General features: G+C 41.3%; 17 protein-coding genes and 1 pseudogene. 8 read left to right on the plus strand and 10 right to left on the minus strand.

The window, feature by feature from the left end:
- Positions 1 to 258 precede the first annotated feature (258 nt).
- Positions 259 to 873, plus strand: a complete 615-nt coding sequence (locus ACDZ28_RS07355; RefSeq protein WP_375104339.1) for a LysE/ArgO family amino acid transporter — start codon at positions 259 to 261, stop codon at positions 871 to 873.
- 17 nt (positions 874 to 890) lie between these two features.
- Here the strand turns inward: ACDZ28_RS07355 and ACDZ28_RS07360 are convergent, their stop codons facing one another.
- From ACDZ28_RS07360 to ACDZ28_RS07385, 6 genes are all read right to left on the minus strand, one after another.
- On the minus strand, positions 891 to 2,603 hold the full coding sequence (locus tag ACDZ28_RS07360) for a sensor histidine kinase (RefSeq protein WP_042131608.1): 1,713 nt from the start codon (positions 2,601 to 2,603) through the stop codon (positions 891 to 893).
- A complete protein-coding gene (locus ACDZ28_RS07365; protein WP_341115680.1) occupies positions 2,600 to 3,400 on the minus strand; it encodes a response regulator in 801 nt (266 codons plus the stop codon). Before ACDZ28_RS07365 ends, ACDZ28_RS07360 begins: the two co-directional genes overlap by 4 nt.
- Positions 3,401 to 3,546: 146 nt before the next feature.
- Positions 3,547 to 5,676 (minus strand): alpha-N-acetylglucosaminidase, encoded by a 2,130-nt coding sequence (locus tag ACDZ28_RS07370; protein ID WP_375104340.1) that lies wholly within the window; start codon positions 5,674 to 5,676, stop codon positions 3,547 to 3,549.
- A gap of 16 nt (positions 5,677 to 5,692) precedes the next feature.
- Positions 5,693 to 6,433, minus strand: coding sequence for a carbohydrate ABC transporter permease (locus ACDZ28_RS07375; protein WP_375104341.1), 741 nt, complete (start codon positions 6,431 to 6,433; stop codon positions 5,693 to 5,695).
- 94 nt (positions 6,434 to 6,527) lie between these two features.
- Positions 6,528 to 7,286, minus strand: coding sequence for a carbohydrate ABC transporter permease (locus ACDZ28_RS07380; RefSeq protein WP_231573986.1), 759 nt, complete (start codon positions 7,284 to 7,286; stop codon positions 6,528 to 6,530).
- 204 nt (positions 7,287 to 7,490) lie between these two features.
- The gene (locus ACDZ28_RS07385; protein ID WP_375104342.1) at positions 7,491 to 8,768 is read right to left on the minus strand and encodes an ABC transporter substrate-binding protein; all 1,278 of its coding nucleotides are present in this window, start codon (positions 8,766 to 8,768) and stop codon (positions 7,491 to 7,493) included.
- A 281-nt stretch (positions 8,769 to 9,049) separates the two neighbouring features.
- Here ACDZ28_RS07385 and guaC point away from each other — a divergent pair, with 281 nt between their 5' ends.
- Positions 9,050 to 10,033, plus strand: coding sequence for a GMP reductase (gene guaC, locus ACDZ28_RS07390; protein WP_042131616.1), 984 nt, complete (start codon positions 9,050 to 9,052; stop codon positions 10,031 to 10,033).
- A 175-nt stretch (positions 10,034 to 10,208) separates the two neighbouring features.
- On the plus strand, positions 10,209 to 11,099 hold the full coding sequence (locus ACDZ28_RS07395; protein ID WP_375104343.1) for a diacylglycerol/lipid kinase family protein: 891 nt from the start codon (positions 10,209 to 10,211) through the stop codon (positions 11,097 to 11,099).
- Between the two features lie 100 nt (positions 11,100 to 11,199).
- On the opposite strand, the gene ACDZ28_RS07400 is transcribed toward ACDZ28_RS07395, so the two are convergent.
- From ACDZ28_RS07400 to ACDZ28_RS07410, 3 genes are all read right to left on the minus strand, one after another.
- Complete coding sequence (locus tag ACDZ28_RS07400; protein ID WP_375104344.1) at positions 11,200 to 12,381, minus strand: multidrug effflux MFS transporter; 1,182 nt, start codon at positions 12,379 to 12,381, stop codon at positions 11,200 to 11,202.
- 269 nt (positions 12,382 to 12,650) lie between these two features.
- On the minus strand, positions 12,651 to 13,187 hold the full coding sequence (locus ACDZ28_RS07405; protein WP_375104345.1) for a DUF2798 domain-containing protein: 537 nt from the start codon (positions 13,185 to 13,187) through the stop codon (positions 12,651 to 12,653).
- Positions 13,184 to 13,750 (minus strand): TetR/AcrR family transcriptional regulator, encoded by a 567-nt coding sequence (locus ACDZ28_RS07410; protein ID WP_375104346.1) that lies wholly within the window; start codon positions 13,748 to 13,750, stop codon positions 13,184 to 13,186. Before ACDZ28_RS07410 ends, ACDZ28_RS07405 begins: the two co-directional genes overlap by 4 nt.
- Before the next feature lie 452 nt (positions 13,751 to 14,202).
- On the opposite strand from ACDZ28_RS07410, the gene ACDZ28_RS07415 reads away from it, so the two are divergent.
- Entirely contained in the window at positions 14,203 to 14,604 is a 402-nt protein-coding gene (locus ACDZ28_RS07415; protein WP_042131620.1) for a RidA family protein, read from the plus strand.
- A 90-nt stretch (positions 14,605 to 14,694) separates the two neighbouring features.
- Here ACDZ28_RS07415 and ACDZ28_RS07420 read toward each other — a convergent pair whose 3' ends face one another.
- Positions 14,695 to 16,107 (minus strand): alanine/glycine:cation symporter family protein, encoded by a 1,413-nt coding sequence (locus tag ACDZ28_RS07420; protein ID WP_375104347.1) that lies wholly within the window; start codon positions 16,105 to 16,107, stop codon positions 14,695 to 14,697.
- Between the two features lie 226 nt (positions 16,108 to 16,333).
- On the opposite strand from ACDZ28_RS07420, the pseudogene ACDZ28_RS07425 reads away from it, so the two are divergent.
- The 4 genes and pseudogenes from ACDZ28_RS07425 to ACDZ28_RS07440 form a co-directional block, all read left to right on the plus strand.
- Positions 16,334 to 17,872: pseudogene (locus ACDZ28_RS07425) on the plus strand (catalase); the annotation flags it as partial.
- A gap of 116 nt (positions 17,873 to 17,988) precedes the next feature.
- Positions 17,989 to 18,975 carry an SDR family NAD(P)-dependent oxidoreductase gene (locus tag ACDZ28_RS07430; RefSeq protein WP_375104348.1) on the plus strand — a complete coding sequence of 329 codons (987 nt, stop codon included), beginning with the start codon at positions 17,989 to 17,991 and terminating at the stop codon, positions 18,973 to 18,975.
- Positions 18,972 to 20,078, plus strand: coding sequence for an undecaprenyldiphospho-muramoylpentapeptide beta-N-acetylglucosaminyltransferase (locus ACDZ28_RS07435; RefSeq protein ID WP_375104349.1), 1,107 nt, complete (start codon positions 18,972 to 18,974; stop codon positions 20,076 to 20,078). The genes ACDZ28_RS07430 and ACDZ28_RS07435 overlap by 4 nt, the downstream gene beginning before the upstream one ends.
- A gap of 164 nt (positions 20,079 to 20,242) precedes the next feature.
- Entirely contained in the window at positions 20,243 to 20,755 is a 513-nt protein-coding gene (locus ACDZ28_RS07440; protein ID WP_375104350.1) for a DinB family protein, read from the plus strand.
- Positions 20,756 to 20,759: the final 4 nt, after the last annotated feature.

Genomic DNA, 20,759 nt, shown 5'->3' on the forward strand with positions numbered 1-20,759 from the left:
CCCCTATATACTGTGCTGACTAGACCTTTATTATAGTGTAACCTCCTAAAGTCTTACTAGTTACAAAAGGTCATGAGGTGGTATGACATTTCTGCTAAAGGTGTAATTTGTGCAGATGAAACATCTTTTTAAATGAAAGCCCGCATTGTATGATAGTACATATTATTTAGCCGAAAATGTAGGAGATCATCAAATGATGACCCTTGAAGGGCTAATTCAAATTTTATAACGCATTACTCATCATCGGAGGAATCATCTATGTTAGCCGCACTACTTCACGGAATCGCCTTAGCCTTTGGATTAATTCTTCCGCTTGGCGCACAAAATGTTTTTGTATTTAACCAAGGCGCCTCACAGCCAAAATTTAAGAGGGCGATTCCAGTTATTCTTACAGCCGCTTTATGTGACACCCTTCTTATTTTATTAGCCGTACTAGGCGTTTCTGTTCTTGTGTTTGCCATCCCTGTTCTACAGACCGCTTTATTTGCTGTGGGACTTGTATTCCTTTTGTATATGGGATGGTCCATCTGGAGAAGCACACCTACCTCTTCATCCACAGACACAGCACCTCTATCTTCAAAAAAACAGATCTTGTTTGCAATGTCCGTCTCTTTATTAAATCCACACGCGATCCTGGACACCATTGGGGTTATCGGCAACAGCTCTCTGAATTACACGGGCATATATAAAGTTATGTTTGCTGCTGCGACCATTCTGGTTTCTTGGGTTTGGTTCTTTGGGCTTGCTGTAGCAGGGAAGATTGTAGGACAAATAGACTCGAGTGGAAAAATCATGCGGATCATTAATAAGATTTCTGCGATTATCATTTGGGCCGTTGCAGCATATATTGCTTACAAGCTTTTTCAGATGTAAGCAAGAAAGGCCATCCCTTATAGGGATGACCTTTTATTAATATCTATACATATCCTTGTCCCTACATTCAGTTCACTTTCGATAGAAATGCCGTAAGCTTCTCCATAGTACAGCTTAATTCGTTCATGAACATTCTTCAGGCCGTAGCCTGTTCCGTTAGAGTATAACAACTGCTGGATTTGCTCCTGATCCATCCCTTTTCCATTGTCACTTACCACAAACCGGATATTGTCATTATACGTATACGCTTCAATGGTAAGCATGCCTTTTCCATCTTCTTTTTCATCGATACCATGTTTAATCGCATTCTCAACAATCGGCTGCAATATAAAGTTAATTGTCTGATAGGAATACAACTCTTCCTCAATATGATAAGTGACATCGAAGAGCTGATCATCATGCATGGCTAACTGAATGTCGATATAGGCTTGAATATTAAGAATTTCATCCCGGATACTTGTCAATTGTTTTCCATTGTTCAGACTGGTTCTATAAAATTTCGAAAGCGCATTGACCACCACGCTGATGTCCTCGGCCTCCACTTGAACCGCCCTCCAATTAATAATCGAAAGCGTATTGTATAGAAAATGAGGACTAATCTGTGCCTGGAGTGCCTTCAATTCCGCTTCTTTTTCCATAATACCGGATTGATAGACCTGCCCGATCAATTCCTTTATCCTCCGAACCATGCTGGCAAAGCTGTTGGTAAGCTCACCAATCTCATCTTTAGAATTAGAATGGATCAGGATATCGAAGTCGCCTTCTTCCACGACTCTTATTTTCTTTTTCAGCTTATAGATGGGTTGCACTAGCGTTTTTGTAAAAATCCATATAATCAGCAATAAGATTAAAATACATACCACTATGATGGACACCATTGCGGTTAGGATACTGCTGGTATCCACAATCATGCTTTTTACAGGTGTATAATAATAAAGCGTCCATCCGGGGCGTTCAATATCACTTTTGACCAAGGAATATTCCTTATGTCTAATATTGAATTGCCCTGAATCGGCACCTACAATATGATCTGCGACATTCTCTTCTTCAACCCCGCTACTTGCACTCGAATAGACAACTTGTTGATTGCGATCTGTAATAATGATGCCATAATCACTCTTCGTATTCAGCTCATCCAATTTTTCGAATATTCGATCCTTATCGAGCCTCACGTACAGCACACCAGCAAAGGTTGTATTATTACTTTTCATAATATTATGGGTTACAAATAAAACGTCATCATCATAGTTCCACTCCGTCTGATTGCTCATCTTCGCGGATTGATACCAATCTAAATTTCGAACCTGATCACTGGAGTAGATAAAGTTTCCGATCTGCTTGCCCGTATATTCTGAATAGAAGTTAACTTCCTTTAACTCCATATTAATATTCGTATAGTACCAAAGTGTCGGCTCAATATTTTCATTGAGTTCCTTCGTATAACTTATAATATCGCCTAATTCATAGCCCATAATTTTCTTGATAATCGGATTGAATACCATGAAATCAATAAAATTGTTCTGTTTCTCAAAGGTCTGTTCCAAGTTAAGCGAAATTTGTTCTACCGTATTCTTCATACCTAACATCAACTGCTGCTTCAAATAAGATTCAGCCATCCGGTAAGAATAGACTCCTAATACTAAGATGGGGATAATGATCACGACAAGATAGGAGGCCAGCAGCTTATGTTTGAGCTTTCTGTCTCGAAAAAACGTCAGTATCGTTCTCACAACGAACGGACCTTTTCCCGATATTGCGTCGGCGTAAGTCCGAAATGCTGTTTAAAGGAAACACCGAAATATGAAAAATCGGAATAACCCACCATTTTATATACATCGTTAATTTTATAGTTGCTTTGGTCTAGAAATTCTTTTGCTTTTTCCATGCGGTACTGATTGATATATTTCACTACACTTGTGCCCGTTCTTTTCTTAAAAATATGACTAAGATAGCTGCCCGACAGATGGACACTCGCCGCTAAATATTCCAAGCTTAGATCCTGGTTATATTTGCTCTCGATGATACGGATCAATTCATCCACAGCTCGCTTACCATATTCGCTGTCTGCTGAACGGCTTCCATCCGCCTCTGACTTGGACGGTGCACCCGCCCCTGTATACGGTTTCAAATTTACGTTACGTTTCTGGGATTCCTCTAGCTCACATTGTTCTACGACCTCAGACAGAACGCTGCGTAATGCTTCTGCTTCAACGGGCTTTAACAAGTAATGCAGCACTTTCAAGGGAATAGCCGCTCTAGCATATTCGAACTCGCTATGACCGCTGAGAAGGATGATTTTCAGATTTGGATATATTTCCCGAGCCGCCTTCACTAACTGCAGCCCATCCATAAAGGGCATTTTAATATCTGTTAGTAAAAGATCGAACTCCTGTTGTTCAATAATCTGCAGCGCTTCCTTGCCATTTCTGGCCTCGCTGATTTCTAAAGGAAGTTTATATTTAGAGATCAAGTATTTCATGCCATCTCTCTCGTACTTATTGTCATCTGCTATTAGCATTCTGTACATGATAGGACTCCCTCCATGGCTTAATTTTATCAACTTCATTCTTGAATTCAATGGTTTTCTGAAGCCAAATCTCTACAGCCTTAAGGAATGCGGGAAAAACAGTCCCCTTAGCCACTTTCTGGCTAGAAAACTGTTTTCCTTGAAGCTCATTCATTGTAATCTGCTATACCAAACTCAGAAATCGTATTTATGATGCTGCTCACCACTTCATACAACGATCCTTGTGGCTCTGTCGCAAATAGCTCATGACCCTGCGTCCATTTATACTCCCAAGCATACCAATCAATAGGTTCTGGCGGTGTCTGACCAGACATCGCCTTACTAAGCGAAGAGATAAACATCTCCCAACGAGGTAAGTAGAAGCTCTCGATTAAACCAGACCATTCTCTATGAGAGTATTCGTGCAGTAGTTGTGATGATTCCTCTGGGCCCCACAATGTGATTAGTGTTCTCGCATTAAATTCGAACAGCTCTTTCTCTTCTACCGTTCTTCCCATACGTTTAGCATCTTCAAGCCACGGTCCAAGCAAAAATTGTTTATAGGTACGCAGCAAACGCTCCTGCATACGAATCAGCTGTAGAAATTGCTCTGATTCTTTTTCGAATGTGACCTGATCCCCTGTCTGATAAGCATCTGTGAAGCGTTTATAATAGACTCGAGACAAATCGGCCAAGGCTTGCCGAGTCACATCCGTAAGGTCATATCGATAGGTCTCAGCATCGCTGTATTCCTCAAAACACTCAAACAGAGATTTGCAGGCTTGACGCACATCTTCAAGCTCATAATATACATTTGTCGGACCCCAGTTAGATACTTTGGTAAGCTCCAAGGACGGACGTGCACATATGAAGGACTCCATCCCACCCTGCTGCACTGTGTTACAGTTGTATACACTCTTTTGTAGGAGGTTCCAAGCCTCTTGTGCTGCTGGAACAACTTTACCGTACCGACGTTCGATATAACCTTCTAGCCATTCCCCAACATCATTCGCTTCTGAGCGCCAAACGGTGTCCACCAATAGATCGTACATTACAGGATTGGTCTCAATCCCCTCCATAGCCATTCCGATCCCACACATACGACCCGCTTGTGGATTGTGCAAAGTGGTGATAGGGTCATGTGCAATTCTATCTAAGTTGCCGAACATCCCGTTTTTACCACCATAATTCTGAATCATACACCACACCCAAGGGATCCCTTGAAAGGCTTCACTCGTCTCCCAAGTCGGATGGGACTCACACCACAAATCAAGCACCAGTGCTTGCTCCGGGATCACGTTCTGTAAAATTTCTTTTTTCGGATTACCTTCCCAAGCTTGAAACACCCACACAGCCTGTGGATCATGACGCAGCATCTCAGTCTGAACACCAACTGCATAAGCTGCTAAATCAATTCCCTCGGTATTTCCGCCTTCATGGAAGGGATCTACACTATAGAAATGAATATCTGTTCCGAATAGCTTTTGCTGTTCCTCATAGAAAGCAGTAGCTACTGTAGCATACATCGGATCATCTGCCAGTAAGAGTGAAGGTCTATCAAAATTACACCATTTGCCTTGATTGACCGGTCTTGAACTAGGGAATTTATCACCGAAATCCCGGGGAACCATACCACTATAACCTGGCAGCACAGGCGAAATGCCTAAGCTTAACATCCTCTGATGAATGGCATTCGCTAATTTAGCTCGATCTTCAAACCACCATTCGGGTAGCGGACCTCCCCAAGACGTCATATTCTGCATCCATTGCCACGCAAAGAAAGCCGGTCCACATACAAATTCAGAAACCTCTTGTTCCTCATAACCTATCCGAAGCAGCGTTCTTCTCCACACTTCTTCTTGCCCAATAATGCTAAGTGCCAAGTTGATACCGTTCATCGCCATCTGATCAATTTCTTGTTGCCAACGTTCCCAATCCCAGAAAGGCATGGAGTAGGAGAAGGTACAATAGTTCAAATAATACCGATATTTATAAGGAGTCGCGAGACGAACAGGTTCGAATAGTCCAGGTAATTGTTCAGGCAACTCAAGTTGATTTCCGCACCACGATAAATGTGCCTTACAAGTATGTTTTAAATACCAGTGGAAGCCCGATGCCAAAGCTGTTCCGGAGGAGCCCTTGATCACAACCATACCACTGTCGCTTGCTAACTCAAATACATCCTGATCATTCTGTGGCGCTATAGATTCCAGGCGGATTTGGGAGGACTTTTCTGGCCCGATGACTCTTTCAATCATAGCTAATACATTCATTACATCTACACTTTGAAGCATCATAGAACGAATCCCCCTATTATCCTTTTAGCGCTCCAGCCGCAACGCCCTTAATAATATATTTTTGCATCACGAGATAGAAAATCATTAGAGGTGCAACACCCATCAATAACATTGGAAACAGGCTGGTCCAGTCCACGGAGAATTGTCCGACATTACGGAAGACTTCCAACAGGATGACGTTATTCTCCCTTGATTGTAGGAATAGAAGTGGGTTCATAAAGTCGTTCCATACGTTCAACGTACTTAAAATCACCACAGTTGCTATAACCGGCTTCAATAATGGAAATGCGATAAGCCAAAAGGTTTTAAAAACCGAACAACCGTCTATAAAAGCTGCCTCTTCCAGTTCAATCGGAACCGAGCTAAGGAAGAAGCTATGAAATAAGAATATGGCAATGATGCTGCCCGTACCGATATTTACAACCGTTACGGCAGCTAGATGATCCATTAAACCAAGCGCATTGATCAATTTATACAGATTCACAAGTCCCATTTGGAAAGGAACCATCATTCCCGCCAAGAAAAAATAGAACAAAAAGCGATTAAACGCATGATTTCTTCTCGCCAGAGCATACGCCGCCATGGATGAGAACAAGACAATGCCTAACACAGATAGCACCGTAACAATCAACGTATTCATAAATACACGCGGATATTGCATCGTGTTCCATGCCTCTGCATAATTGCCGAAGTTAAAAGTAGAGGGTAATGACAAAGGAAACAGCGTTGCCTGATCTGGTGTTTTAAATGTAGTCACAATCAAATAGTAAATTGGTATAAAAGTAATTAAGCAGCAATAATCATACAAACTTCAAATAAGGGATTTCCCCATTTTCGCAGCCATTTCGTATTCATCGTGTTTGTTCACCCCATTTTCTCAAGAAGCTCATCATCACCATGGTAATGATCATCACGGCAATGAAGAATACAACCCCAAAGGCTGCACCTTTCGCATAAAATCCTTCTGTAAATACCGTCTTGATATAAGCTGTCATAATTGTTTGTGTCGAATTTCCCGGTCCACCTTCGGTTAGAGCAAAGATAATATCGAATACTTTTAACCCACCGATCATGGCAGTGACCGACACAACGTTAACGGAAGGCTGCATAAGCGGCAAAGTCACTCTCCAGAACTTACCCCAGCTATTGGCTCCGTCGATTTCTGCCGCCTCATATAAATCCTTAGGAATGGATTGCAGATTGGCAAGGAAGATAACCATCGCCCACCCGGTCCACTGCCACAATTGCGTTCCGACCACCGAATACAAGGCTAAGTCAGGATTGCCTAAGAAATTGATTTTCGCAAATCCCAGCGCAGTAACCGCCCGGTTGATCAGACCGAAATCTGAAGTAGACATAATATAGCTCCATAAATAACCAATAATTAACGGGCTAAATACCGCAGGCAAGAAGAACATCGAACGCAAAATATTTTTGGTCTTTAGTTTACGATCTAGAAATACAGCCAGAATTAAGCCGAGACTAGTCTGGAATACGGTCATTAGAATGGCGTAGATAATGGAGTTCTTGATCGATATCGTTAACAGATCACTATCAAAAATACCCTTAAAATTATCGAATCCTACAAATTTCAAATTATCTAATTTCATATTGGAATAGTCGGTAAAACTATAGTAAAATGTCGAGAAAAAGGGATATACACAAAATAGTAAGTAAAAGATCAGCACCGGCAGGATCAATATTTGATAATCAAGTTCCCTCTTTAGCAACCTCATTTTCGTATTCATACTATTCAACCTCTCTTGTAAAACACTTGCGGGCAGCGATCAGGCTGCCGCAAGTATCATAGCTCATTATTGTGCTTTACCTTGAATGAGTTCATTGGTCTTCTTATCAATGGCTTGCAGTGCTTCCGCAATTGTCATTTTTCCACTCAATACATATTGAAAATTCTTACCGTAATCTTCAATTACATTAGATGCATCGCCCCAGTTGTTCCACGGTGCATATACATTTCCTGCTTTCAACGTTTCGCTTACACTGGCGAATTGTTCAGGCATTTCGAATTCAACATCTTTCAAATAGCTGCTGCCACCCTTGTTGTCACTCCAGAAAGCTTGTTGTCCTTCAGGCGTTGAAATTAAATCTAGTACCTGCATGATTTCTTCTTGGTGCTCTGACTTACTATTTGCAGCAAATCCTACACCCGGACCACCAATCAACCAGCCCGCACCTGGCTCAGATCCATAGAAAGGAAACATATCAAATTTCAAATTCGGATTTTTCGTTTGAATGGCTTCTACAGCCCACGGCCCAGACTGCCACATAGCAGCTTTTCCAGTTGCGAATTCATCCAAGGCTTGGTCATAATCCACGCCGAGCATATCCTCCGTTAAATAGCCCCGTTTGATTAATTCCGTCCATTGCTCAAGGGCTGTATTCCAGTTCCCATCAAGCTTTTTCTTACCTTCACCGTACTGTACATCGAAGTCTTTATTCTCAGCCTTAAACAAGAAGTTGTTCATTACTAGGCCCATAGAAGATTTCATCATAGGCTCCCAAGATTTAGCACCCATCGCCTGAGGTTTGATTCCATTCTGTTTCAATGTCTCATGGAGCGCTAGTTCTTCCTCAAAGGTTGTAGGAACCTTCAGATTCAGCTTTTCAAAAATCTCTTTATTATAGAACATGCCTTCGAACCAACTGATTCCCGGAAGCGCATATAATTTACCGTCTACAGAGTAGACATTCTTGCCACCGTCATTATAACGATCAGCTAGTTCAGAGATATCCTTAATGTAGCCTAGCTTTGCATATCTTGATGCCGTATAAGGATTAGTAGAAATAATGTCTGGGCCTGCTCCAGCCGTTAGCTGTGTTTCAATAATATTTTGATACTGCTTGTTATCAATAAATTGATATTCAAGCTCAATATTCGGTAGCTTTTCTTTTACCAGATCAAGAAGGGTCTTAACACTATCCTCTTTGTTCCAGTACGCAATTCTAATTTTCACCTTATCTTTCTTTTCCCCTTGATTGGCTGCTGGAGCGTTATTCTCACCACCACAACCTGCAAGTGTCATCGAGAGTAAAGTGACGGCGGTGAGAAGTAAGATATTAAACTTTTTCACGGTGAGACCTCCCTTTTCTTTTCTATAATGTAAGAGCTTCCATGACTAAATTTTAGAGCAGTTCTTAAATTTACGTTATCTAAATTTCTTTGGTTCGTTATGAATAATCTGCTTTTTTATATGAATCATTAGTTGTACACCAAATTGTCGTATAATTAAGTCCAATTTACACCATAATGTACTAGAATTTTGACTTCTTGTTCGGAATGCTGTACATTACAAAGTGGACGAACAATCAACAAACAAAAATACTATAATGTTCGCATTTAGAGGTGTATATAATGAAAAAAGTATTCGATTATGAAGATATTCAGTTAATTCCTGCAAAATGTATCGTAAATAGCCGTTCGGAGTGTGATACATCAGTAACCTTGGGCGGTCATACTTTTAAATTACCTGTGGTACCCGCAAATATGCAAACCATCATAGATGAGAAGATCGCCAGCTTCTTAGCGGAAAATGGCTACTTTTACATTATGCATCGTTTTGAACCGGAGAAGCGTACATCTTTCATCAAAGACATGCACGCCCGCGGATTAATCGCATCCATAAGTGTCGGAGTTAAAGAGGAAGAGTATGATTTCGTGGAACAATTATCTAACGAACAGTTGGTTCCGGAATTCATTACAATAGATATTGCTCATGGTCATTCCGAGGCTGTCATTCGTATGATCAAGCACATTAAACAGTACCTGCCTACTAGTTTCGTTATTGCTGGAAACGTGGGAACACCAGAAGGCGTTAGAGAATTAGAGAATGCTGGGGCAGACGCTACTAAAGTAGGAATTGGACCAGGTAAAGTATGTATCACGAAGATTAAGACTGGATTTGGAACAGGTGGCTGGCAATTGGCTGCACTGCGCTTGTGTGCGAAGGCTGCAAGTAAGCCTATTATCGCTGACGGAGGCATTCGGACACACGGTGATATCGCCAAATCCATTAGATTTGGGGCTTCCATGGTCATGATCGGTTCCCTATTTGCAGGGCATGAAGAATCTCCTGGTGATACCATCGAAATCGATGGAAAGCTGTATAAAGAGTACTTTGGCTCCGCTTCTGAATACCAAAAAGGTGAAAAGAAGAATGTTGAGGGCAAAAAAATAGTTGTCGAACACAAAGGCGCTTTAGCAGAAACGTTGAGAGAGATGGAGCAAGATCTTCAGTCCTCGATTTCTTATGCTGGAGGCAATAAATTGGAAGCCATTCGTAAAGTCGATTATGTTATCGTTAAGAATTCCATTTTTAATGGTGACAAGGTCTATTAATAAGCATAAACGCCTTCGCCGTCCTTATAGGGACGGCAAGCGTTTAAAAAAGAGGTGAGTAAGACGACTTAGGTCGTTCTTGCTCACCTCTTTTTTGGTTGTTATGATTTCCGCTATAACACTTTGGGGTAATCATCTAATAGGCTATTAGATTGAACAAGAGAGGATAATCCCTATGCGGCAAGCAATGATTATTATTAACCCCTCATCTGGTAAAGAAGAAGCTGGCGAATATGTCAGATATGCAGAAAGAGTTCTAGCTGATCAAGGCTACTTGGTTACGATCAAGGAGACGGCAAAAGAACTAGATGCAACTCGTTATTGTATCACTGCCTGCGAGGAGTGTTACGATCTAGTCGTCTCCATTGGCGGGGATGGCACGCTTCACGAGACCATTAATGGTCTTATGAATCAGAAACAACACCCAAAGTTAGGTGTAGTCCCTTTAGGAACGGTTAATGATTTTGCCCGCGCGTTACAGATCCCATTGAATCCCGAAATAGCCATTCAAACCCTTGCTTCCTCTAACGTAAAGACAGTTGATATTGGTTGCTTGAATGACCGCTTATTCGGAAATGTTGTTGCTGTAGGTTCAATCGCCGGATCATTATCCTCCGTATCAATCGAAGAGAAAACCAAGCTCGGCTCATTGGCATATTTGAAAGAAGGCCTAAAACAACTTACAAGCACTTCCACCCACCCTCTTGTCATTCATTATGACGAGAAGACATGGCAAGGCGATTCCCCGCTTTTTCTCGCCGTGTTAACCAACTCCGTTGGCGGATTCGAGAATCTAATACCTGATGCTGCGGTTGACGATGGTCTGCTTCACTGTTTTATTATTCAAGACCTTAGTATACTCAATACCATTACAGCCAGTATTTCTTTACTACTTGGCAGCCTTAAGGATCATAAAGACGTTGTCTATTTCACGGCCCAAAATGTGACAGTCAGCTCTCCAGAAGCCGTAAGAACCAATGTGGATGGTGAAGAAGGTCCGATTTTACCAATTACGCTAAGTGTTCTCCCTCGTCATATCCAAGTCATTGTACCGGAGGTAGACTAACAAATAAAAAGCAGTCCGGAACTCAAAAAGTTCCAGACTGCCATTATTTTATGGATACCCCGTTCCATATCTTCTTTTTTGCAAATCACTTATAAAAATTCTATTCCGCTACAATAAACTTTTTACTTAATAACCACATTCCGCCGCTAATCCCTAAGAAATAGATAGGCATCGTCAGTAATGAACCATTATGCAGGGCGCTCATTCCCCACGTCGCTAAACTTACTAGCAGATAATATCCCAAGCTGAAGATCGCGCCTGCCGTTCCTACAACGTCCTGAAATTGAACAAGAGCAAGACTTAGACAATTAGGCAAAGCGATACCGGCCCCCATTAACATAACAAAAAGGGTGATTAAGATACATACGATCAGTATTATATCTGGCAACGCTCCAAGACTACTCACAAGTGTTAATAGCAAGGAACCAGCAGCCATCACTAGACAGCCGATGTGAATTATTTTTTCTGCGGCATAGAGACTCAATAATCTCTTGGACATCATTGCTCCAACTATCGATGCCAAGGCCACAACAATGCCTAAAAAACCATATACTCCCGGTGAAATATTAAAATGTTCAATAAATATAAAGGGTGCTTCCGCATAGTAGCTAAATAAAACTCCATTGATGCCCCCGATCAGTAACCCAAACACTAGTACACGTGGCAATGAGAGCATTCTTTTAACGATAGGTAGAATGGCCACCTTTTTTCTCGCGGAAACATCTGTGGTTTCTGGCAGCTTCCAAAAGGCATACATAAACAACAACACACTCATCATCACTAATGTAAAGAAAACCGCTCGAAAACCAAAAGCTTGATCCACGAAGCCGCCAATAAGCGGCCCTACTGCTGGAGTAAAAGCAATCACAGCCGAAATCTGGGCAAACATGGCATGCCGCTTATTTCCGGATACACTCTCACGAAGAATTGTTTGTGTAATGATCGAGCCTGTCGCTGCTCCGAACGCTTGTATAAACCGACTGATTAACAGCAGATTAATGGATTCCGAGTAAAAACACATCAAGCTTCCAATACCATATAAAATGAGGCCACCCAGCATGGCAGGTCTCCGTCCGATGAAATCAGAGAGCCAACCCCAACACAAAACACCTAAAGCAAATCCGATAAAATATATACTTAATGTTAATTGTACAGAACTATTAGCGACGCCAAGTGCAACCGCAATATCCGGCAAAGATGGAGTATAGATCGTCTCACTAATTTGCGGAAAAGCCACAAGAACAATCATTAGCAGTAAAGATGGTGCTGCATATTTTTTCATATTAAATTCGCCCTCCTACAAGCTTATATCCTCGAACAACTACAAGAATATGAGCCTAGCTAGGGAAATGGGGGCATCATTATGGCAAGACGACTATAAATCATCATATTCAAAATTACCTCTCATTGTTATGCTTTCATTGTTATATAGGAGGGCTTACCCGAAAGTACGGGCAAAGATTTAAGTTTCAATTATTCAACCAAGATATCATTATATACGGTAATAGAAAAGCTCTCAAACGAATCGCTTCGCCTGAGAGCTTATTTATATTACGATTTTTGTTCCGATAATCCATGTATAGTTACGCCAGCAGCGCTGGATTTCTTTTTGTCCTGAGAAGCATGTAGCTTTACCATCACAAATCTTGCAAATGGCTGTATCAATATACTTTCAGCGAATAGTGCAATCAGGAAATTTCTTGGCCAATTGGCTAAGAAGTGATTAAACGTTTGAGAACTCAACCCATTTCCGATCATGTCTCCAATAAACGTCATACAAAATGACATTCCCAGTACGGTGAATAAGATGCGGAAAAGGATTTTGGCGTTGAAACTATCGGTGGGTTGTGTGAATGTAGCTGTCAGCTTTTCGGCAATACGACCAATAACAACAGGCTCAATAATCATGACAATTATCCAAATGATCGGAAACACCTTAAGAATCATTAAGGCAACTTCACTATTAAATTCTCCAACTCCTAAAATGATATTTATTGAAGACATAAACAGTACCGTCAGTGTACAAATGATTGCACCATATAATGCCCCCTCCTTGCCGTTTCTTGGTAATCTTGCTTCTTGATTCATGATGTTCTTCCTTTCAATATTATAGGGAATAGTTGTGCCACAGTTCTTAGGGGATCTGATGATTGTTGCGTTAGACATAACATCATCGCACCTTCAATCGAAGCTATCATCCACATAGCAATCGTAGAGGCTGATTCATTCGTGAATCCGTCAGATACAAGCTTTGCACGATAAATACTTTGAATGTTCTCATATAACAAACTGCATGCTTTGCGTACAGGTTCACTCACGGTAGCCATTTCACTGACAATACTGCTAAATGTATATCCAGTGATGGTACCCTCTGTTTCTAAGCTCAAAATTAACTTATCGATCATGAATTGTATAGCTTCTTGAGTCGATGAATGTTTACTAAAAATATCCTCGACATCTATCATGATGGTTTCATTTAATCCGTGTAAACTAGCAATTAATAGTTCTTCTTTTCCATTTGGAAAATGATGATATAGCGCTCCTTTTGTGACCTCACAAGCTTTTAAAATTTCACTGACACCTACACTCTTATATCCTTTTTGTTGAAAAAGGAGTGTCGCCTTATCAATTATCAGCGATTTTGTATCCATAATATCGTATTCCTCCTGACATACCAACCGGTCTGTTTGTAATTATAACAATATAAAATCCAATAATGTAAGTGTTTTTTGATTTATTTAAAAAAATAAATCAAAATTATCATTTAATATAGCAAAAAGAGCTCAATTCCTGAGCCCTTTCGCTGATTGTTATCCCTAGTCATATTAAGGTTATATTGCCGGAGCAAGCAAAGTTGCCGTCTCCCATGAATTAATGATATCATTCGGATGAAGTTATCTTACTTTAAATAAGAAGGAGGAATACCCGATGAAAAAGAGATCGCTAAAATCTTTGTCCTTTGGTATTGGGTATTCTACGGCTGTTTTTTTCTAGAATTAATGATTGATAGGATAAGTCTGTCAAAAATTAAAACTAAAAAACAGTGGAGATATATCACCTAGATATCGTTATGTATCTTCTATTTAAAGGAGACTTCATAAAAATGAACTTAAATAATAATATTGTTACAAGATATAATCCAGAGAATATTGCGAAACCCGTTGGTAACTATAGTCATGTAACAAAGATAAGTAGAAATGCTGAAATGTATGTATTTTCCGGCCAAATTGGAATCGATCATCATAATCATATCCCTACAGATTTTAATCAACAGGTAACTAATACAATGAGTAATATTGTTGAAGTCCTTTCTTCTCAAAAGCTGACACCGGATCATGTAGTCAAAATCAACATTTGGGCCACGGAAGAAATCGATTGGGACCATTTCTATGAAATTTGGAATAAGGTATTCGGCAAGACGCCTCCTTCAATGACCATTGCTTATGTCAAAGGATTAGGTTTACCTGAATTAAAAATCGAGTTAGATGTATGGGCCGCAGGTTAAACCCTAAATTAAGAAAAACTAATTTTATATCTTCAATGCAAAACGAAAAACGAGCCTCAGAAGCGATTCGAAAGGCTCGTTTTTCTAATTCTATCTCTTTATATCTGAAGAATTGTCCCAACCATCAACGTTCTCAAGTCCCGGAATGCTGTCTTTATAGAAAACAGGATCCTTTCCTTCACGTTTCTGCTTTTTATAATCCTTCAAGGCGGCAAAGGCCACTTTAGATAATAGCAGGATGGCAATCAAATTCACGATAACCATGAAGCCCATAAATAAGTCGGCCAAATCCCATACCAATTGAACCTTTGCTACGGAACCAAAAATAATCATCGCCAAAACACTGTATCTATAGAATAGTAATACTTTTTTATTGGAATTCAAAAATTCTATATTAGTCTCACCGTAATAATAATTTCCAATTAACGTGCTGAACGCAAACAAAAAAATCATAATCGCTAGTGATCCGGATGCCCACGAACCAATATGCTCGCTTAATGCGGCTTGTGTCAGCTTGATTCCATCCAGCCCTGGCTGCTTATAGGCATCAGACAACAAGATAATGAACGCCGTACTCGAACAAATGAGTAACGTATCTGTGAGTACGCCTAGCGCTTGCATTAGCCCTTGCTTTACCGGATGACTCGTGGTTGCCGTTGCCGCAGCATTAGGCGCACTACCCATACCTGCTTCGTTAGAGAACAAGCCACGTTTCACACCTTGTAGAATTACTGCACCAAGAGAGCCACCAGCGACTTGTTCAAATCCGAAGGCACTTTTCACAATGAGTGCGATAACTCCCGGGAGCTCCGTAATATTAATCAGCATTATAATAAGAGCAGCCCCAATGTAGAGCCCTGCCATTACCACTACAATGTATTCAGACATTCTTGCGATACGCTTAACACCGCCGAAGATAACCACCGCAAAGGCAGCAGCCATTACAACCCCAAGAATGGCCCGGTTGGTGCCAAACGAATTTTCAAAGGCCACTGTGACCGTATTCGATTGGACCGCGTTAAATACAAGGCCGAAGGATAACGTGATCAGAACCGCAAATATCGCTCCCATCCAGCGCTTGTTCAGGCCTTTCTCCATATAATAGGCAGGACCACCGCGAAATCCGGTCTTATCCTTCACTTTATATACCTGTGCCAAGGTGCTTTCTATAAAGCCGGATGCTGATCCAATAATGGCAATCACCCACATCCAGAAGATAGCCCCTGGGCCACCTATGGCAATAGCAATTGCGATTCCCGTTATATTACCTGTCCCTACCCTCGCCGCCATACTAATGCAGAAGGCCTGGAAGGATGAAATACTATCTTTTGACCTTTCATTGGATCCTTTAAGAACCCGAAACATTTCTTTGAACATACCAAACTGTACAAATTTCGATCTTACGGTGAAATAAAGTCCACAAGCAATAAGAAGGATCACCAATATTTTGGACCACAAAAAATCATTTGTTACGCTAATCATACTATCTAAAAATTGTTGCATGTACTTCCGCCTCTCCATTCTGTCGATACCAAGTTGCTAAGCTTATAACGCATAGTATTTTCAAATATAACAGTCATTATTTCAAATGCCAATAAAAATTGTAACTTTCATAACATCTCTTGTCAGTAGGTTTCGCATACTTTTCAGAATTATGGTAGAAAATACTATTCATATCTGAAGAGAGGTGGAGCTTTGCTGTATGGATAAGGAAAAAGAAGATATGATTTTAACGGATCGACAGGGGCATCCGATTACAGATAATCAAAATATACGAACGGTAGGAAATCGCGGGCCATCGACGCTCGAAAACTACCACTTCATCGAGAAGATATCACATTTTGATCGAGAGCGTATTCCAGAAAGAGTTGTTCATGCTAGGGGGGCAGGCGCCCACGGATATTTTGAAGCTTATGGAAAAGTAGGTGATGAACCCGTCTCGAAGTATACGCGTGCTAAGCTATTTCAAGAAGCAGGCAAAAAGACACCTGTATTCGTACGATTTTCTACGGTAGTTCATGGTGTTTACTCTCCGGAGACCTTTCGTGATCCACGCGGCTTCGCCACAAAGTTCTATACAGAGGATGGCAACTGGGACTTGGTCGGCAACAATCTGAAGATCTTCTTTATCCGTGATCCGCTAAAGTTTCCTGACATGGTTCATGCTTTCAAGCCTGATCCTGTGACCAATCTGCAAAATCCAGAGCGGATGTTTGATTTCGTATCGAACTCACCTGAAGCCACTCACATGATTACGTTTCTGTTCTCTCCTTGGGGGATTCCGGCCAACTATCGGCAAATGCAGGGGTCTGGGGTCAATACCTACAAATGGGTGAATGAACAGGGTGAAGCCGTCTTAATCAAATACCATTGGGAACCACTGAAACATGGCATTAAGAATCTAACTCAGCAGGCTGCAGAAGATATACAAGCTAAAAATGTCAGTCACGCTACGCAGGACTTATATGAGGCGATTGCACGCAAGGATTACCCCGAATGGGAACTTTGTGTGCAAATCCTGAGTGACGATGAGCATCCTGAGCTCGATTTTGATCCACTGGATCCTACTAAGCTTTGGGATCATGAACGTTTTCCATTTTTACCTGTCGGAAAGATGGTTCTGGATCGGAATCCAGACAATTATTTTGCCGAGGTCGAACAGGTCGCTTTCGGGACTGGAGTTCTAGTAGACGGTCTGGATTTCTCGGACGACAAGCTGCTGCAAGGCCGGACGTTCTCCTATTCGGATACTCAGCGGCACCGGGTAGGCGCGAACTACATTCAATTGCCGATCAACGCTCCAAAGACAAGGGTAGCAACGAATCAGCGGGATGGGCAAATGACTTATCATGTGGATAAAGCGCCTGAGCAAAACCCACATGTCAATTACGAACCTTCCTCGCTTGGCGGGTTAAAGGAGGCAGCTCCTTCTGGCAAAGAACATCAACCGATGTATAATGATCGACTAGTTCGCGACAAAATTAGTCGGACAAATGACTTCGGGCAAGCTGGTGATACCTATCGCAAGTTCGAGGATTGGGAACGGGATGAATTGATTCATAACTTGGTCGATGCACTGAAAATATGTGCGCCTGTTATTCAGAACAATATGATCGAGCATTTCACAAAGGCTGATCCCGACTACGGCCGCCGAGTGGCTGAAGGTCTTGCTCAAGCCAAAGCCGACCACAAACATCTAGGTACCTCAGATAATCGAGAGGGCGCGGAAATTGCAGAGCAATCTGGTACACAAACGGACGGATATTAAGGATTAAAAAAAGGGTTAAGGGGCCGGTTGTAAAGGCTTCTTAACCCTTTGCCATATTCACGTAACATACCAACACTATGATTATTCTATAGCTAAGATCATAGGAGGAACAAATCGTGCAGAATACAACCATATTAATTACTGGAGGAACCGGATCTTGGGGACGGCAGCTAGTAAAACGTTTATTGGAAAGAGAACCTAAAGAAATCAGAATATTTTCCCGTAATGAATCTCTTCAAGTAGAACTACAACAGGAATACCATCATAACCCCAAACTAACCTTCATCATTGGTGATGTTCGTGATAAGCATGAACTGATGCAGGCTTGCCATCAAGTAGATTATATCTATCACTTAGCAGCCTTGAAGCATGTGCCGATCTGTGAACAACAGCCGGACAGTGCGATGAAGACTAACGTACTCGGAACTCAGCATGTGATTCAAGCCGCTATTAAACATGGTGTAAAAAAAGTAGTCTACGTCTCAACCGATAAAGCAGCGCAACCATCGAGCACCTACGGAATGACAAAATCACTCGGCGAAAAGCTAATGGTCCATGCCAATCTCAGACAAACCAAAACTCAGTTTGTTTGTGTTAGAAGTGGCAACGTCCTAGGCTCAACAGGCAGTGTGGTTCCTATTTTCAAACAAAGTATTGCAAATGGAAAAGACATTTCTCTTACAGATGCTAGAATGACTCGTTTTTTCTTAACCATAGATGATGCAATTACCTTACTCCTTAAGGCGACAGAAGACAGCAAAGGCGGAGAAATCTTTGTGACCAAGATGCCTGCTTGTCGCATTAAGGATCTTGCCCAAGTCTTAATTGATAACTTATCAACTGGCCCGATCCAAATCAAGGAATCAGGAATCCGCCCCGGAGAGAGCTTAAGTGAGGCTCTAATTTCGGAATTCGAGAGCACATCTTCTATTCATCTGGATGATCACTATTATGTGATTCTCCCTCCTTTTCCTATAGAAGGGTTACAAAAGGTTTATGCCTCTTGCCCGCCTGTGGACTTCCAAAGCTATGATTCCAATCATGTGTTGATGAGCAAACCTGCGATAAAAGAAATGTTACAACAAGGTGGGTTTCTAGTATGAGTACCTCGATCGTATTTACAGGTGGAGGCTCCGCTGGCCATGTATCCGGCAACCTCGTGTTGATCCCTAAGTGTTTAGCAGAGGATTGGGACGTTCATTATATAGGCTCTGAACAAGGGATTGAGCGTAAGCTTTTGTCTGATTACAAGGAGGATGTGACCTATCATCCTATTTCCACAGGAAAATTGAGACGCTACTTCGATTGGAAGAATGTAACTGATGTATTCAAAATCATGAAGGGCATCTTTCAATCCTACCGGCTCCTACGAACCATCAAACCAAGTGTAATTTTTTCTAAAGGTGGATTTGTTTCTGTACCCGTCGTGATTGGGGCTAAACTTAACAAAGTGCCTATCATTATTTATGAACCAGACCTGAATCTTGGACTAGCTAATAAAATATCACTTCCGTTTGCCACTCATCTGTGTACAAATTTTCTGGATACTTTAACCAAATCTGCTTCTCTCAAGGCCGTTCATGCAGGACCGCTCTTGAAGGAGCAATTCAAATTAGCTGATAAACAACGTGGTTTAGTCTTTTGCGGATTCACCTCTGCTAAGCCTGTTCTTCTTATTATGGGAGGAAGCCAAGGGGCACATAGCATTAACCAAATGGTGAACAATGTACTCGCTGAGTTGATAAATAAATTTCAAGTGGTTCATATTTGCGGGGAGGGAAAAGTTGATTATCACCTCTCGATGTCAGGCTACAAATCGTATGAATTCATTACAAGCTGTGAGCTGCCGCATTTATTAGCTATGGCGGATGTTGTCGTATCCCGTGCAGGCTCAAATTCTATGATGGAGCTTCTTTCTATGCAAAAGCCAATGTTATTAATTCCGCACACGAATGGTGGCAGCCGCTCTGGTCAACTTGCCCAAGCGCAGTATTTTCAACAAACTGGACTCGCTGAAATGTTACTTGAAGAAGAGATGACCACTCAAACCTTTGTTCATTCGATTATGACGCTATACGAGAACCGCTCTACTTACAAAGATAAGATGAAGCCTTATGAGAACGGCAGAGGAGCCTATAAGGTAATGAATTTAATCAAACAAGTAAGTGGTGAGAACTTAACAATGATCAAGGCAGGTACGGTTTAGATGGGAATGAAGCTAGCGGATTGGTTACTCCTCTGCTTTATCGCTGTCGTCTGTATTCTGGTTTATTTTGGACAAAAGATCCTGTAATAAACATTTCTAAATTGTACCGGGCTTTTTGGGGATGGGTATAATTAAAGCATCCATAATTTTAGGAGGAGAAACTCATGAAAAAGCATCCCGCGTTAGAAATGTATGATTATAATGTATGGGCCAATCAAACGATCATCCATCGCTTAAAGGAGTTGCCTAAAGACATTTATCATAAGGATATTCAGAGTGGTTTTTCTTCGGTAGCAAAGGTTGTGACGCATATTTATGTCGTGGAGAATATTTGGTTTGACTTGATTTCAGGACGAACTAGGAATGAAGCTAAAGCATCAGCTGCCCAATTAGAGCCCTTGTTAGCAATAAAAGATATTGAAGAAATGGATGTCCTCTATCGTGAGCTAACCAGCAAAAATAAAATGGTGTTGGCTAGTCAAATAGATAAGGATCCCACCGTTGTGTTAGATCATCCAACGATGGGATCGCTTGAGACATCCATTTCCGGGGCTATCTTTCACGTTGCGAACCATGGCAGCTATCACCGTGGGAATATCGGTACAATGCTGCGACAAATGGGCCATACCTCAGTACTGCAGGATTATGTTGCTTATCTATACAACGAGCCGAAATAATCAT

It is taken from the genome of Paenibacillus sp. RS8 (assembly GCF_041956825.1).
Taxonomy (GTDB): Bacteria; Bacillota; Bacilli; order Paenibacillales; family Paenibacillaceae; genus Paenibacillus_AQ.